The sequence below is a fragment of the Streptomyces sp. NPDC060049 genome (assembly GCF_042736715.1).
Classification (GTDB): Bacteria; Actinomycetota; Actinomycetes; order Streptomycetales; family Streptomycetaceae; genus Streptomyces.
This window is the reverse complement of the sequence record NZ_JBHWVV010000009.1, coordinates 172,112-185,976: the sequence shown is the minus strand read 5'-3', so window position 1 is coordinate 185,976 and position 13,865 is coordinate 172,112. Positions and strand designations below refer to the sequence as shown.

Here is a 13,865-nt window from a genome sequence, read left to right as displayed (position 1 = left end):
CGAGGAATGTCGTATACGGTTCAACCGTTTGGTGAGCGGGTGGCCCTCCTCGGATACCCGTACGGTCAACCGGCGGCGGGCAGTCGCCAGTCCACGGGCTGCGCGCCCTGGCGGACCAGCAGGTCGTTCGTCCTGCTGAACGGCCTGGAGCCGAAGAAACCGTTGTCCGCGGACATGGGGGAGGGGTGTACCGACTCCACGGCCGGCAGCTCGCCCAGCAGCGGCCGAAGGTTGCGGGCCTCCCGCCCCCACAGCACCGACACCAGGGGCTTGCCGCGCGCCGCGAGCGCGCGGATGGCCTGCTCGGTCACGGCCTCCCAGCCCTTGCCGCGGTGGGCGTTGGGCTTGCGGGGGGCGGTGGTGAGCGAGCGGTTGAGCAGCAGGACGCCCTGCCGGGTCCACGGAGTCAGGTCCCCGTTCCGCGGCCTGCCCGTACCGAGGTCGGCGTGCAGTTCGCGGAAGATGTTGTCGAGGCTCGGGGGCCACGGGCTGACCTCGGGCGCCACGGAGAAGGACAGTCCGATCGCGTGCCCCGGCGTGGGATACGGGTCCTGCCCGACGATCAGCACCTTCACCTCGTCGAAGGGCTGCTGGAACGCGCGCAGGACGTTCGCCCCCGCCGGGACGTAGGTCCTGCCCGCCGCGATCTCCGCGCGCAGGAAGTCGCCCATCGCGGCGATCTGCGTCGCCACCGGCTCCAGAGCGCGGGCCCAGCCCGGCTCGACGATCTCGTTCAACGGTCGTACTGCCACAAGTGATCACTCTACTGGCCCAGTCCTACGTCCGGTACCGATACCCGCGGGCGCGGCGCGACCGGGCCGCCCCCCGGTGTGTCGCCCGCCCGCCCGCCCGCGCCCGCCCGGCCGGGGCGGGGCGGCTGCTCCGGACGCCTACTCCAGGACGGCGGCCCGTACGCACAGGACGTCGGGGAGGTGCTCGGCCAGCAGCTGCCAGCTGTCCCCGTCGTCATGGCTGGCGTACAGCTCGCCGTTGCGGTTGCCGAAGTAGATCCCGGCCGGGTCCGCGTCGTCCGTGCAGAGCGCGTCCCGCAGCACCGTGCCGTAGTGGTCGCCTGCGGGGAGTCCCTTGGACAGGGGCTCCCAGCTGGTGCCCGCGTCCCGGGTCCGGAAGACCCGGCAGCGGTGCTCCGCCGGGACCCGGTCGGAGTCGGCGTTCAGCGGGAAGATGTAGGCGGTGTCCGGCCGGTGCGGGTGGGCGGCCACCGCGAAGCCGAAGTCCGAGGGCAGGCCGGCGCCGATGTCCGTCCACCGGGCCCCGGCGTCGTCGCTGCGGTAGACGCCCCAGTGGTTCTGCAGGTACAGCCGGTCCGTGTTCCCCGGGTCCTGGGCGATCTTGTGCACGCACTGGCCGAACTCGGGCTGCGGATCGGGCAGGAACACCGCCGAGATCCCGCTGTTGGACGGGGTCCAGCTCGCCCCGCCGTCCCTGGACCGGAACACCCCCGCCGTGGAGACCGCGACGGTGAGCAGGTCCGGGTCGCCCGGGTCGGTGATCACGGTGTGCAGGCCCTCGCCACCACCGCCCGGCACCCACTTGTCCCGGGTCGGGTGCTCCCACAGCGGCCGGACCAGTTCGAAGGACTCGCCCCCGTCGGCCGAGCGGAACAGGGCGGCCGGCTCGGTCCCCGCGTAGACCACGCCCGGGGCCTCGGGGCCGGCCGGATGCAACTGCCAGACCCGTTCCAGGGAGGCGCCGGTGTCCTGGGGGAACTTCACGGCGGCCGCGGCGGGCTCCCGCCAGGTCGCCCCCAGGTCGTCGGAGCTGAAGACGGAGGGGCCCCAGTGCGTGCTGTCCCCGCCCACGAGGAGCCGGGGCGTGCTTCCGCGCCGGTCGATGGCGACGGCGGAGACCGCCTGGGCGTTGAAGTGGGGCCCGTCGAACTCCCACGGGCCGCCGTCCCTCCTGCGGCCGATGAAGAGTCCCTTGCGGGTTCCGGCGAGCAGCACTACGTCGGTCATGGCCGACACCTCCGGACGTCGTTGTCCTGCACGGCAGCTTTTCCGTCAGTCTGCACCCGACCACTGACAGAGGCCGGTCGGCACGCGCGCGGCGGAGCTGGTCGTACGGTAGATCTCGTACTACGAGAGATTTCGTAGTACGGTGATTCTCGTACTTAGCCGCCGATCCCCGGTGCGCGTCCGGTCCCCCATGGAGAGCCCTCATGAGTGCTGCCCCCGCTGCCTTCGCCGCCCTGTTCCAGCCGTGGACCATCCGCTCGGTCACCATCCCGAACCGGGTCTGGATGGCCGCGATGTGCCAGTACAGCGCCGAAGCCTCCGGTCCCGACACCGCAGTGGCCGGCGACTGGCACTTCGCGCACTACGCGGCCCGCGCCACCGGCGGCACCGGCCTGATCGTCCAGGAGGCCACGGCCGTCTCCCCGGAGGGGCGGATCTCGCCGTACGACCTCGGCATCTGGAACGACACCCAGGTGGAAGCGCTGCGCCGGATCACCTCCTTCCTCAAGGCCCGGGGCACGGTCCCCGGCATCCAGCTGGCGCACGCCGGCCGCAAGGCGTCCACCGACCGCACCTGGAAGGGCGGGCGCCCCGTCGGACCCGACGCGCACGGCTGGCGGCCCAGCGCCCCGAGCCCCGTGCCCTTCGCCGAGGGGCACCCGGTCCCGCACGAGCTGACGGGCCGGGAGATCCGGGACGTCGTCGAGCAGTTCGCGGCCGCCGCCCGCCGCTCGCTCGCCGCCGGCTACCAGGTCATCGAGATCCACGGCGCGCACGGATACCTGATCGGCCAGTTCCTCTCCCCGCACAGCAACAAGCGCACCGACGAGTACGGCGGCTCCTTCGAGAACCGCACCCGTCTCGCCCTCGAAGTGGTCGACGCCGTACGGGCCGTGTGGCCCGACGAACTCCCGCTGTTCTTCCGCATCTCCGCCACCGACTGGCTGGAGGAGGACGGCTGGACCGCGGACGAGACCGTGCGGCTGGCCACGCTGCTCCAGGAGCACGGCGTGGACCTGCTCGACGTCTCCACCGGGGGCCTCGCACCCGGCGTGACGATCCCCGCCGGCCCCGGCTACCAGGTGCCCTTCGCCGCCCGGGTCAAGGCCGAGACCACCCTCCCGGTCGCCGCCGTGGGCCTGATCACCGAACCGGAGCAGGCCGAGAAGATCCTGGCCAACGGCGAGGCCGACGCCGTCCTGCTGGGGCGGGAGCTGCTGCGCGACCCGTACTGGGCCCGCCGCGCGGCGGCCGAGCTCGGCGCCGGGATCCCTGCGCCCGACCAGTACCACCGCTCCTGGTGAACCGGTGCGGCGCGGTCCCCGGTACCGCGCCGCACCCGGCCCGCCCGGATCGCCTCCGGTCCTACGAAGGTTCTCGTACGATGGACCACGACCCCGGATCACCCGAGCGAGTGGAGCTACGGACATGACGGAACGTGACGCGGCCCGTGTCCTCGCCCACCCCGAGGCCGCCGAGATCCGGCTCGAAGACGTCCTGCACGCTCTCTCCGACCCGGTCCGGCTGGCCATCGTCCGCGACCTCGCGGCCACGGACGCCGAGCTGGCCTGCTCGTACTTCGAGCTCCCGGTCACCAAGTCCACGACCACGCACCACTTCCGGGTCCTGCGCGAGAGCGGCGTCGTGCGCCAGTGCTACCGCGGCACCGCCAAGCTCAACGGGCTGCGCCGCACCGACCTGGCGGAGCTGTTCCCCGGGCTCCTCGACAGCGTCCTGACGGCGGCCGCCGCCGAGGAGGCGCGGCTCGCCGTCTGACCGGACGGGCTCGCCGTCCGGCCCGGTCAGCCGGACCGGTCCGCGGCGCCCAGCAGGCCCGCCCAGTCGGGGATCTTGACGGAGCGGCGGCCCAGGGAGCGCCCGAGTTCGGCCTCCGCCGTCTCGATCGCGAGCCAGCCCGGCCACTCCACCGGGCGCAGCCCCGCCGCCCGCATCGCTTCCAGAGGGTCCGCGTCCCGCTCGCGGCGGGCCAGTGCCCCCGCGTCCTGGAGCAGGGAGGACGCCGTCTCCTTCGCGCACGGCCGGTTGGTGCCGATCACCCCGGTCGGGCCGCGCTTGATCCAGCCCGCCACGTACTCGCCCAGCGAGGCGCGGCCCGCCCGTACGACCCGGCCCGCCGCGTGCGGGACGGTACCGGTGCGCTCGTCGAAGGGCAGGCCGGGCAGCGGGACCCCCTGGTACCCGACCGAGCGCAGCACCAACTGCGCCGGAACGTCCTCGTGGACGCCGGTCCCGGTCACCCCGCCCCGGCCGTCGGGAGCCGTCCGCTCGAACCGCATCCCCGTGACCCGGCCGTCCGCTCCGCCGAGCACCTCCACCGGGCGCAGGAAGAACCGCAGCGCGATGCGCCGCCCTCCGCCGCCCGCCGGACCCCGCGCCCAGCCGCGCAGCACCTCCACGTTGCGCCGGTTCACCGCGGGCAGGGCCGCGCCCGGATCCGCGTAGGCCGGGTCGATGGCCAGCTCCGCCGGGTCCGCGGCGATGTCCACGCCCGGGAGCGTGCCGAGTTCGCGCAGCTCCTTCGTGGTGAACTTCCCTTGTGAGGGCCCGCGCCTGGCGACCATGTGGACCTCGCGCACCCCGCTCTCGCCGAGCGCCCCGAGGGCCGTCTGCGGCATGTCGGTGGGGGACAGCTCCGGTACGCCGCGGGCCAGGATCCGCGTCACGTCGACGGCGACGTTCCCCGCGCCGACCACGATCGCCGAATCCACCCCGGACAGGCCGAAGGCCTCGGCGGCCGCGTCCGGGTGCCCGCTGTACCAGGCCACGAAGGCGGTCGCGGAGTGCACGCTGGCGAGGTCCTCGCCGGGGATGTCCAGCATCCGGTCCCGGGCCGCGCCGACGCAGTAGACGACCGCGTGGTACAGCTCCAGGAGGCGCGCGGTGGACAGTTCGCGCCCGCCGACCTCGACATTGCCGAGGAACCGGATCCGCTCGTCCTCCAGCACGGTCCGCAGGCTGCCCTGCAGCGACTTGATCTTCTCGTGGTCGGGGGCCACCCCGTACCGCACGAGCCCGTACGGAGCCGGCAGCCGGTCGAGCACGTCGACCCGTACGCCCGGGACCTCACGCTGTTGTACGAGTGTCTGGGCGGCGTAGACCCCGCTGGGGCCCGATCCGACGACGGCGATACGAAGCACGGCGGAGCTCCTCACGCAGGTGTTCCCAGCATGACACCGGGTGCGGGGGCCGTCAGCCCATCGAGCGCATCCGGTGGATTTCGGCGGTCTGGGTGGCCACCACCTCGGTGGCCATCTCCTCGACGGCGACGTTGTTGCCCGAGGCCAGCGCCTCGCCGGCCATCTTCAGCGCGCCCTCGTGGTGGGCGGTCATCAAAGTGAGGAAGAGCCGGTCGAAGTCGGTGCCGGTGGCGCCGGTGAGCTCTTCGAGCTGCCGTGCGGTGGCCATGCCGGGCATCGCCGCGTGGTCGTGTCCGCCCGCGTCCGGGGCGGGCGCCGGGTAGCGGGCCGCCCACCGCTCCATCGCGCCGATCTCGGGCTGCTGCGCGGCCGTGATCCGTTCGGCGAGCCGCTTGACCCCGTCGGCCGAGGCCCGGGCGGGGGCGAGGGCGCTCATGGCCACGGCTTGCCTGTGGTGTTCGGTCATGTTTCGCACGTACGCTCGGTCGGCCGCGTTGGGGCTGTCGTCGGGCAGTTCCCGGGCGGCCTGTTCGGGGGAGATGGTGCGCGCCTTCTCGCCGGGCTTGCCGGGTGCGATCACCGCGGCCGGGGCCCCTTCCGCCCCTGCCGCGCCGCCGTCCTGGCAGCCGGTGAGTGCGAGCAGGAGTCCGGCGGCGAGGGCCGCCCCGACGATTCGCCCGAGTACCACTTTCGCCATGTCCATGCAAAGGACGATACTGCCGGGGTCCGCGTTCCGTTCCCACCACGGGCGGAACCGACAGGACTCATGGGAGGGCACAGTGACCTCGATGCAGACCAGCAGGGCGCGGCGCAGATTACTGGGGGCGGCCGCAGCGGCGGCCGGCCTGATCACCACGCTCCTGGCGGCCGGACCCGCGGCCGCCACCCCCGACCCGGGCGACTTGCTCCCGGGCGCGGGCGCGCCGCACAGCTCCGCCGCCACCGCGGCCGGTGAAGGCCGGGAAATGGCGCCCGGAGAGATCCCGGGCCAGGACGAGATCGTCCACAGCAAGAACATCAAGCACCTGGCGAACATACCCAGCACCGACCCGGCCGGAATCAACTCCGACCTGGCGTTCCAGGGCAAGTACGCCTACGCGGGCAGCTACAACGGCTTCACGATCTACGACATCGGCAACCCCAAGGCGCCGAAGACCGTCACCGAAGTGCTCTGCCCCGGCGGACAGAACGACATCTCGGTCCACGGGGACCTGCTCTTCCTCTCGACCGACTCCTCGCGCAGCGACGACTCCTGCAGCAGCGTCTCGCAACCCGCCACGGAGAAGTCCTCGTGGGAGGGCATCAAGATCTTCGACATCAAGGACAAGAAGAACCCCAAGTACATCAAGTCCGTCGAGACCGCCTGCGGCTCCCACACCCACACGCTGGTGCCGGGCGGCCGGGACGTCTACCTCTACGTCTCCTCCTACTCCCCGAACGACGCCTTCCCCGACTGCAAGCCGCCGCACGACGGCATCTCGATCGTGAAGGTACCGAAGAAGAACCCGGCGCAAGCCGCGGTCGTCGCCTTCCCGGTCCTCTTCCCGGACGGCGGCAACCCGGGCGGGCCCACCAACCCGGGCGTCTCCAAGACCACGGGCTGCCACGACATCACCGTGCTGCCCTCCAGGAACCTCGCCGCCGGCGCCTGCATGGGCGACGGCATCCTCTTCGACATCAGCAAGCCCGAGGAGCCGCGCGTCATCGACCGGGTGCAGGACAACGTGAACTTCGCGTTCTGGCACTCGGCCACCTTCAACGAGCAGGCGAACAAGGTGGTGTTCACCGACGAGCTGGGCGGCGGTGGCGGCGCCACCTGCAACGAGGCCACCGGTCCCACCCGGGGAGCGGACGGCATCTACGACATCACCGGCCGCGGTGACCAGCGCAAGCTCGTCTTCAAGAGCTACTTCAAGATCCCGCGCCACCAGGCCGACACCGAGAACTGCGTGGCCCACAACGGCTCGCTGGTCCCGGTCGGCGGCGGCCGCGACATCATGGTCCAGGCCTGGTACCAGGGCGGCGTCTCCGTCTGGGACTTCACCGACTCCACCAGCCCCAAGGAGATCGGCTACTTCGAGCGGGGGCCGCTGACCACCGACAAGCTCGGCCTCGGCGGCTCCTGGTCCGCCTACTACTACAACGGGCACATCTACTCGAACGACATCGCCAAGGGCTTCGACGTGCTGAGGCTCGACGACTGGCGCACCGAGAGCGCCAAGTGGGTGCGGATGGACCGGCTCAACGTGCAGACCCAGCCCGACTACCGCTGACGCGCAGAAGGAAACGTTCCGCCGGGCGGTCCGCCGTCCGGCGGGACGCCCATCTCCCAGTCCAGCCCGTACCGCTGGAACAGCTCCGCCCGCAGCCGCGCCGCGGGCATCGGCGCGCCCGGCAGCAGCACCGCCACCACCGCGCCCATCAGCAGGGCCCGCAACAGCGGATAGTCGGTGTCCGCGTCCACCGAGCCGTACCGCACGACCGTGTCCCGAAGCAGCTCCGCGAGCCGCTGCTGCTCCACGCACTGGACGAACCCCTCCGCCTGCAGGATGCCCGCCATGTGGGTCCGCATCAGGCGCGGCTGGTCCCGGGCCAGCCCGAGGATCGCGTCGATCGCGCGTGCCATCCGCTCCCGGCCGTCGTCCGTGTGCGGCTCCCGCTCCAGGGCCGCCTCCAGCGTGAGGTGCATCAGCCGGTGCACGGCGGACTGCAGCAGCTGGCGCTTCCCGGGGAAGTAGTACGAGACCAGGCCGCGGGCGGCGCCCGCCCGGTCGGCGATGTCGCCGAGCTTGGTGGCCTCGTAGCCACGCTCGGCCACGAGCTCGACCGTGGCCTGCAGCAGCCGCTCCCGGGAACGCCTGCGCAATTCTTCATTGACCGATGCGCTGCGCGGGGACATGCTTGCTCCTGCGTTGACTGGCTCCGAGCCAGTATACTCAGCGCGCTGGACCGTCTGCTCTGGGCGACACGGGGGATCGCCCAGAGCAGGCACCGTCCGCTGTCGCGAGCAGCACGAGGCCCGCGCCCAGCAGCCAGCCCGCCAGGACGTCCGAGAACCAGTGGACGCCGAGGTAGAGCCGGGTGAAGCCGACTCCGAGGACCGAGACGGTCGCCACGGCCACGGCCGCGGCCAGGGCGAAACGCGCGAAGCGGCCCGGGCCACCGCGCGGGACCAGACACAGCAGCAGGCCGCAGACCACGGTCGCCGTCATCGCGTGACCGGACGGATAGGCGGAGTAGTGCGCCGAGTCCACCGGATCCGGCCACACCGGACGCTCCCGCCCCACCGATGCCTTCAGACCCATCTGAACCGCCGAGGCGCCGAGAACGACCAGCCCGACCCTCAGCGCACACCGGCCCTCGCCCCTGCGCCACAGCCAGAGGCAGGCCGCGGCGGCCAGAACCCGCATGGTCCACGGATCCCAGAACCAGTCGGTGAGCACCCGCATCACCCGGGTGACACCCGGGTGGGAGGCCGCGTACCCGTGCAGGCTCCGTGCGATCCCCTCGTCATAGGGCGTCAGGGGCTGCCGGCGGGCCATCACCAAGACCGTCAGAAGGGCGACGGCGGCGAGCAGCACGCAACCGAGCCGAGCCCGCCGCGACCGTAGCCAATCGCTCCGCATGCGCCGATCCTCGCACCCGGGCCCGCCCCTTCCCGGCGCCCGCCGCGCGGGACCGCCCGGCAAGATCCGAAAGGGACGCCTACGCCAGCGCGCTCAGGCCGGGTCCGAACGCCACCAGCAGGGGGACCGCCGGAGCCAGCGTCGCCAGGGCGGTCAGCCGCAGCCGCCGGACCGCCGGGAGGCGGGGCTCGGCCGACAGGAGCCGCCGGACCCGCTGCGGGACGTGCGCCTGCGGGGTGGGGGAGGGGCCGAACACCCCGCGGTCCTCGTTCAGGCCGATGAGGGCCAGCGCGATCGTCAGGCGCCCGTACCGCCGCGAGGCCACGTCGTCGGCGGCCAGCTCCACCAGCCGGTGCATCTCGGCCTCGAACGCGGCGAAGACCGGGACCTGCGGAAATCCCCCGGACAGCGCGCGCGAGCAGTGCAGCAGCCAGTCGTGCCGGGCCGCCGCGTGTCCCTGTTCGTGTGCCAGTACGGCGTCCAGCTGGCTCCCCTTGAGTCGGCTCAGCGCCGCCGTCGTGACCACCAGCTGGGGGACCGGACCCGGCAGCCACCAGCTGTCGGGCCGCTCGCCCTCCAGTACGACGAGCCTGGCCCCCGCGGCCTCCTCCCCGGGGAGCAGCGGGGCCCGCAGCAGCAGTTCGGCGTCCTGCGCGCGCCGGCGGGCCCGAGCCCGCAGGACCTCCCTGGCCAGCATCGCGCCCGTCCACAGGCCGCCGCCCGCCAGCACGAGGGCGGTGCCGGTGGCCCAGGGGCCGCCTCCGGCGCCGAGCGCGTAGGCGTCGACGACCCCGCGCGGTGCGGGCGCGAACAGCCTGCCCCGGACCGCCTGCCAGGCACCGGCCGCGCTCAGCAGCATCGACAGCGCGAAGCACAGGAGCACCGCGCCCACCACGCACTGCCACGCCCACAGGGCGACGACCGGTTCGCGCTCGGGCCACTCGGCCCGGGCCAGCAGGCGGGGCGCGAGCAACGCGGTCAGGGCGCCGAGCAGCAGGAGAACGGCGGGGACCATCATGGGCCCAGCCTATGAGCGCGCACCTACCTGCGGGTACGGTCCGGGGGAAGGGTGACGGAGCACACGTTGGCCCCGCCCGGCGCCGGTCCCGAGCGTGATGTCACATCGTGAGCAGCATCGCCAACATCCCCATCCCCATGGCCAGTCGGCAGGCCTTGATCACTTCCGCCGGCCCGGCGGGGGCGCTCGCGCCGCCCACCGTGACCAGCCGCGCCCCGCCCAGCACCACGTACCCGGCGTAGTAGACCAGCAGCAGCCCGGTCAGCAGCGGCAGACCGGCTCCCTCGCCGTGGCCGTGACCCTGGCCGGAACCCTGGCCGGCTCCGGGCGCCAGTGCCATGTAGACCATCGTCAGCGAGCCCACCAGGTGGTGCGCGTGGTGCGGGCCGGCGCGCAGCAGCCACACCGCGTGCAGGGTCGCGCCGCAGAAGACCGCGCCGAGCACCGGCGCCTGCCATCCGCCGCCGGTCCCGAGCGGCAGCGCCATCAGCGCCATGCCGAACCCCATCGCGGCCTCGCCGGCGGCCGGGCCGCCGCCGGATCTTCCCGCCCGCCGCAGGCAGTACGCGCCGCTCACCGCGCAGAGCAGGACGAGGATCCAGGCGGAGACGGAGGTGGAGAGGGACATGGCGGAACCGTGCACGGCGGAACCTCCCGGTTCGTCGGCTTCACCGGAAGAGATGCCCCCGTCGTGCGGGCCACACGCCGCCCGCGGCTAGGCTCTGTCGCGCGGGTGACCGGCGTGCCGTACGCCGCTCCCCGCCCCGTCCAGCAGACACCCGCAGAACGGATCCCCGATGCACAGCGCCGACCCCCGGCCCCTGAACTTCCGCAGTGCCGTGGCGGCCGACGTCCCGGCGCTGGTCGAGCTCGTCGAATCGGCGTACCGGGGCGACTCGAGCCGCGCGGGCTGGACCACCGAGGCGGACTTCCTGGACGGGCAGCGCACCGACGCCGAGGACGTGGCCCGGATCGTCGGGCACCCCGACGGCATGCTGCTCGTGGTGGAGCGTGACGGGGAGATCATGTCCTGCTGCCACCTCGAACACCGGGGGGACCACGTCTACTTCGGGATGTTCGCCGTCCGCCCCGGGCAGCAGGGCGGCGGCCTCGGCAAGCAGGTCTTGGCCGAGGCCGAGCGCCGCGCCCGCGAGCAGTGGGCGGCCAAGGAGATGCGGATGACCGTGATCAACGTGCGGGAGGAGCTCATCGCCTACTACGTGCGCCGCGGATACGAACGCACCGGTGAGATGAGCCCCTTCCCCTACGGGGACGCGCGCTTCGGCGTCCCGCTCCGTGACGACCTGGCCTTCGAGCTGCTGGTCAAGGCGCTCTGAACCCGTCCGGCGCCCCCGGGCCGCCGGGGCCTCAGGCGGTGAAGCGGCCCGTGGAGCGGATCTCCGGGAAGTCGGTCAGCACGCCGTCGAGTTCGAGGGCCCGTGCGAGGCGCAACCGCTCCAGCGAGTTGACCGTCCAGCCCGTCACGCGCAGTCCCGCCTCGTGCGCCGCCTCCACGGTGTGCAGGGTGAGGTGCTGGATGTTCAGGGCGATCGTTTCCGCGCCCGCGGCCACGGCCCGTGCGACGGCCGCCCCGGCGTCCGCCGCGCCCTGGTTCGCGTAGAGCACGGTGCGGACGCCCGGCACCAGCCGGGCGGCCTCCACGAGCACCTCGTCGGTGAAGGAGGCCACCTCCACCCGCCCGGTCAGGTCGCGGCGCAGCAGGAGCTCCGCGAAGGCCCCGACGGCGCGGAGGTCGTGGACCTGCACGCGCAGCGGGGCCGCGACCGCGTCCAGGACCTCCTCCAGGAGGGGCACCTGCTGGCCCTCCCCGGCGTCCAGCCCGCGCAGTTCGGCCAGGGTCAGGTCGGCCACGGCTCCCGAGCCGTCGGTGGTGCGGTCCACCTCGGCGTCGTGCAGGACGACGAGGGCGCCGTCCTTGCTGAGCCGCAGGTCCAGGGCGAGGACGTCCATGCCGGAACGCTCCGCGCGGACGAACGACCGCAAGGTGTTCTCGGGTTCGACACCCATGACCCCGCGGTGACCGATGGTGAGGAAAGTCAAGGTTCTCTCGCTTCCGTCGACGGCGGCTCCCCGCGCGGTCGCGGTATCCCGGCCGGCCGCGCGTGGTCGAGGATCAATGCTAGTGCGCCGCACGGACGATGGGACCTTCCCCGCGGGCCCGCCGGGCGCCGTCCGGCCGCATCCCGCCGGACAAGACGGGTCCCCGGAGCCCCGGACCGGGCTCCCCGTGTCACCCGGGGGTGGGCGCGCCCCCACCGCCTTGACGGTCCCGCGCGGAGCCCGGCCGCGGGCCGCCCGGCCGGGGGACCGCCAGGTCGCCCAGGGCATCCAGGTCCGCCAAGAGCGCCCGCGCCAGCTCCAGTTCCGCCAGGTGTCGGCGCTCGCTCCAGCGCAGGGCGAGGACCGGGAACGCCCAGTCCAGTTCGGCGGAGGCCTGCGCCATGGCCTCCCGCACGGCGGTCAGTTCCCGCTCGGTGTGCTCCGCATGCTCGCCGACCATCGTGCGCAGCCGCTCCGGCTCGGCCAGGTGCCCGAGCCAGACCCGCAGCAGCAGCCCGTGCTTGAGCACCGGTGGGCCGGCCACCGCGGTGTCGCCTGCCCAGCCGGCCAGCGCCTCGCGCCCGGCGGGGGTGATGCCGTAGCGGCGCTTGGCCCGCACCTCCTCGGGCCCCGAGCGCACCGAGGCCGCGTAGCCCAGCTCCTCGAGGCGGCGCAGTTCGGCGTAGATCTGGCTGATGGCCGGGGACCAGTAGAAGAAGCGCAGGGAGGAGTCGGCCCACTTCTTCAGCTCGTAGCCGGTGCGCTCCCCCGGGAAGGAGAGGAGGCCAAGAACGGCCCAAGCGGTCGGCGGTAGCTCTTGCTTCTTCGACGTCTGACTACTAGTCATATTACTCATTGAAGTAAGACCGGGCACGGGACGCAACCCTGGAGGCACCGTGAAATTTTCCGTGATCTTCGAAGCTCAGCTCGCCGACCCGACCGTGGAACGGGAGCACCAGGTCATCCGCGACAGCGTCGAACAGGCGGTACTCGCCGAGCGGATGGGGTTCGACCGGATCTGGGCCGTGGAGCACCACTCCTTGAAGTGGTACGCCCACATGAGCGCTCCCGAGATCTTCCTCACGTGGGTGGCCGCCCGGACCGAGACCATACGCATCGGGCACGGAGTCGTGTGCATGCCCTTCGCCTTCAACCACCCCGTCCGGGTCGCCGAGCGGGCCGCGATGCTCGACCTGCTGTCCGGCGGGCGGGTCGACCTCGGCGCCGGGCGCGGCGGGACCGCGCAGGAGACCTCGCTGTGCGGGGTCGACAAGGACCGCACCACGGCGGAGGTGGAGGAGGCGCTGCGGATCATCGGGAGGGCATGGCAGGAGGAGGAGCTCGAGTACCACGGGGAGCTCATCGACATCGACCCGCACCCGATCCTGCCGAGGCCGAGCCAGACCCCCCACCCGCCGCTGTTCCTGGCGTGCAGCCGGGCCGAGACCCTGACGCAGGCCGCCGAGCTGGGCGTCGGGGCGCTGGTGATGGGATTCGCGGGGCCGGACTCCATCGCGGGGATGCGCGCCGTGTACGACGCCGCGATCGCGGGGCGCGACGGCGGCCGCTTCGTGTCCACCGCGGTCAACGACCACTTCTCGGTGCTCTGCCCGACCATCGTGCTCGACGATCCCGAGGAGGCGCGCCGGATCGGCGTCCGGGGGCAGCGCTTCTTCGCGCAGTCCATCGGCCACTGGTACGGCGGGTCCGGCATCCCGGACGAGGCGGTGGTGGCGGGCGCCGACGAGGAAGCGCGGATGCGGGAGGCCGCCGAGCAGGTCGTGGCCCGGCTGAACGAGCTGGACATCCCGGTGCGGCCCACGTCCACGGCCACCTTCAACGCGGATCACGCCTACGGGAGCGCGGACGAGGCCATCGCGTACGTCGAGCGGCTGAGGGAGGCGGGTGCCGACGAGATCATGTGCCTCATCCAGATGGGGACGGTGCCGCAGGAGGCCTGTCTGGAGACGCTGCGCCAGTGGGGCGAGAAGGTCATCCCGCACTTCAGGAACGCGTAGGGCCG

The 13,865-nt window shown here is 72.9% G+C and carries 15 protein-coding genes; 5 read left to right on the top strand and 10 right to left on the bottom strand.

Annotated elements, in window-relative coordinates:
• Window positions 1-65: 65 nt before the first annotated feature.
• On the bottom strand, window positions 66-752 hold the full coding sequence (locus tag ACFWBY_RS18870) for a uracil-DNA glycosylase (RefSeq protein ID WP_385336856.1): 687 nt from the start codon (window positions 750-752) through the stop codon (window positions 66-68).
• A 138-nt stretch (window positions 753-890) separates the two neighbouring features.
• Window positions 891-1,979, bottom strand: a complete 1,089-nt coding sequence (locus ACFWBY_RS18865) for a WD40/YVTN/BNR-like repeat-containing protein (RefSeq protein ID WP_385336853.1) — start codon at window positions 1,977-1,979, stop codon at window positions 891-893.
• Between the two features lie 203 nt (window positions 1,980-2,182).
• Between ACFWBY_RS18865 and ACFWBY_RS18860 the strand changes: the two genes are divergently transcribed.
• The gene (locus ACFWBY_RS18860; RefSeq protein WP_385336850.1) at window positions 2,183-3,283 is read left to right on the top strand and encodes an NADH:flavin oxidoreductase/NADH oxidase; all 1,101 of its coding nucleotides are present in this window, start codon (window positions 2,183-2,185) and stop codon (window positions 3,281-3,283) included.
• Window positions 3,284-3,407: 124 nt separating this feature from the next.
• Window positions 3,408-3,755, top strand: a complete 348-nt coding sequence (locus ACFWBY_RS18855; protein ID WP_385336847.1) for an ArsR/SmtB family transcription factor — start codon at window positions 3,408-3,410, stop codon at window positions 3,753-3,755.
• Window positions 3,756-3,781: 26 nt separating this feature from the next.
• On the opposite strand, the gene ACFWBY_RS18850 is transcribed toward ACFWBY_RS18855, so the two are convergent.
• On the bottom strand, window positions 3,782-5,137 hold the full coding sequence (locus ACFWBY_RS18850; protein ID WP_385336845.1) for an FAD-dependent oxidoreductase: 1,356 nt from the start codon (window positions 5,135-5,137) through the stop codon (window positions 3,782-3,784).
• 52 nt (window positions 5,138-5,189) lie between these two features.
• The gene (locus ACFWBY_RS18845; RefSeq protein WP_385336842.1) at window positions 5,190-5,840 is read right to left on the bottom strand and encodes a DUF305 domain-containing protein; all 651 of its coding nucleotides are present in this window, start codon (window positions 5,838-5,840) and stop codon (window positions 5,190-5,192) included.
• Window positions 5,841-5,925: 85 nt separating this feature from the next.
• Between ACFWBY_RS18845 and ACFWBY_RS18840 the strand changes: the two genes are divergently transcribed.
• Window positions 5,926-7,410 (top strand): LVIVD repeat-containing protein, encoded by a 1,485-nt coding sequence (locus ACFWBY_RS18840; protein ID WP_385336839.1) that lies wholly within the window; start codon window positions 5,926-5,928, stop codon window positions 7,408-7,410.
• Here ACFWBY_RS18840 and ACFWBY_RS18835 read toward each other — a convergent pair.
• The 4 genes from ACFWBY_RS18835 to ACFWBY_RS18820 form a co-directional block, all read right to left on the bottom strand.
• On the bottom strand, window positions 7,401-8,036 hold the full coding sequence (locus tag ACFWBY_RS18835) for a TetR/AcrR family transcriptional regulator (protein WP_385336836.1): 636 nt from the start codon (window positions 8,034-8,036) through the stop codon (window positions 7,401-7,403). The two genes, ACFWBY_RS18840 and ACFWBY_RS18835, sit on opposite strands and share 10 nt — an antisense overlap.
• Window positions 8,037-8,073: 37 nt before the next feature.
• Window positions 8,074-8,763 carry a phosphatase PAP2 family protein gene (locus tag ACFWBY_RS18830; RefSeq protein ID WP_385336834.1) on the bottom strand — a complete coding sequence of 230 codons (690 nt, stop codon included), beginning with the start codon at window positions 8,761-8,763 and terminating at the stop codon, window positions 8,074-8,076.
• A gap of 79 nt (window positions 8,764-8,842) precedes the next feature.
• Window positions 8,843-9,781 (bottom strand): M56 family metallopeptidase, encoded by a 939-nt coding sequence (locus tag ACFWBY_RS18825; protein WP_385336832.1) that lies wholly within the window; start codon window positions 9,779-9,781, stop codon window positions 8,843-8,845.
• Between the two features lie 100 nt (window positions 9,782-9,881).
• On the bottom strand, window positions 9,882-10,409 hold the full coding sequence (locus tag ACFWBY_RS18820) for a DUF5134 domain-containing protein (protein ID WP_385336829.1): 528 nt from the start codon (window positions 10,407-10,409) through the stop codon (window positions 9,882-9,884).
• A gap of 169 nt (window positions 10,410-10,578) precedes the next feature.
• Between ACFWBY_RS18820 and ACFWBY_RS18815 the strand changes: the two genes are divergently transcribed.
• Window positions 10,579-11,118, top strand: coding sequence for a GNAT family N-acetyltransferase (locus tag ACFWBY_RS18815; RefSeq protein WP_385336826.1), 540 nt, complete (start codon window positions 10,579-10,581; stop codon window positions 11,116-11,118).
• A gap of 31 nt (window positions 11,119-11,149) precedes the next feature.
• Here the strand turns inward: ACFWBY_RS18815 and ACFWBY_RS18810 are convergent, their stop codons facing one another.
• Window positions 11,150-11,842 (bottom strand): glycerophosphodiester phosphodiesterase, encoded by a 693-nt coding sequence (locus ACFWBY_RS18810; RefSeq protein ID WP_385336824.1) that lies wholly within the window; start codon window positions 11,840-11,842, stop codon window positions 11,150-11,152.
• Window positions 11,843-12,032: 190 nt separating this feature from the next.
• Window positions 12,033-12,689: a PadR family transcriptional regulator gene (locus ACFWBY_RS18805; protein ID WP_385336822.1), complete on the bottom strand. Its 657-nt coding sequence runs from the start codon at window positions 12,687-12,689 to the stop codon at window positions 12,033-12,035.
• A 49-nt stretch (window positions 12,690-12,738) separates the two neighbouring features.
• Between ACFWBY_RS18805 and ACFWBY_RS18800 the strand changes: the two genes are divergently transcribed.
• The gene (locus ACFWBY_RS18800; RefSeq protein WP_385336820.1) at window positions 12,739-13,860 is read left to right on the top strand and encodes an LLM class flavin-dependent oxidoreductase; all 1,122 of its coding nucleotides are present in this window, start codon (window positions 12,739-12,741) and stop codon (window positions 13,858-13,860) included.
• Window positions 13,861-13,865: the final 5 nt, after the last annotated feature.

Excerpts from the sequence above, each read along its gene's own strand:
- ACFWBY_RS18865 (WP_385336853.1), bottom strand. The coding sequence starts at position 1,979 with ATGACCGACGTAGTGCTGCTCGCCGGAACCCGCAAGGGACTCTTCATC.
- ACFWBY_RS18860 (WP_385336850.1), top strand. The coding sequence starts at position 2,183 with ATGAGTGCTGCCCCCGCTGCCTTCGCCGCCCTGTTCCAGCCGTGGACC.
- ACFWBY_RS18855 (WP_385336847.1), top strand. The coding sequence starts at position 3,408 with ATGACGGAACGTGACGCGGCCCGTGTCCTCGCCCACCCCGAGGCCGCC.
- ACFWBY_RS18845 (WP_385336842.1), bottom strand. The coding sequence starts at position 5,840 with ATGGACATGGCGAAAGTGGTACTCGGGCGAATCGTCGGGGCGGCCCTC.
- ACFWBY_RS18840 (WP_385336839.1), top strand. The coding sequence starts at position 5,926 with ATGCAGACCAGCAGGGCGCGGCGCAGATTACTGGGGGCGGCCGCAGCG.
- ACFWBY_RS18835 (WP_385336836.1), bottom strand. The coding sequence starts at position 8,036 with ATGTCCCCGCGCAGCGCATCGGTCAATGAAGAATTGCGCAGGCGTTCC.
- ACFWBY_RS18830 (WP_385336834.1), bottom strand. The coding sequence starts at position 8,763 with ATGCGGAGCGATTGGCTACGGTCGCGGCGGGCTCGGCTCGGTTGCGTG.
- ACFWBY_RS18825 (WP_385336832.1), bottom strand. The coding sequence starts at position 9,781 with ATGATGGTCCCCGCCGTTCTCCTGCTGCTCGGCGCCCTGACCGCGTTG.
- ACFWBY_RS18820 (WP_385336829.1), bottom strand. The coding sequence starts at position 10,409 with ATGTCCCTCTCCACCTCCGTCTCCGCCTGGATCCTCGTCCTGCTCTGC.
- ACFWBY_RS18815 (WP_385336826.1), top strand. The coding sequence starts at position 10,579 with ATGCACAGCGCCGACCCCCGGCCCCTGAACTTCCGCAGTGCCGTGGCG.
- ACFWBY_RS18805 (WP_385336822.1), bottom strand. The coding sequence starts at position 12,689 with ATGACTAGTAGTCAGACGTCGAAGAAGCAAGAGCTACCGCCGACCGCT.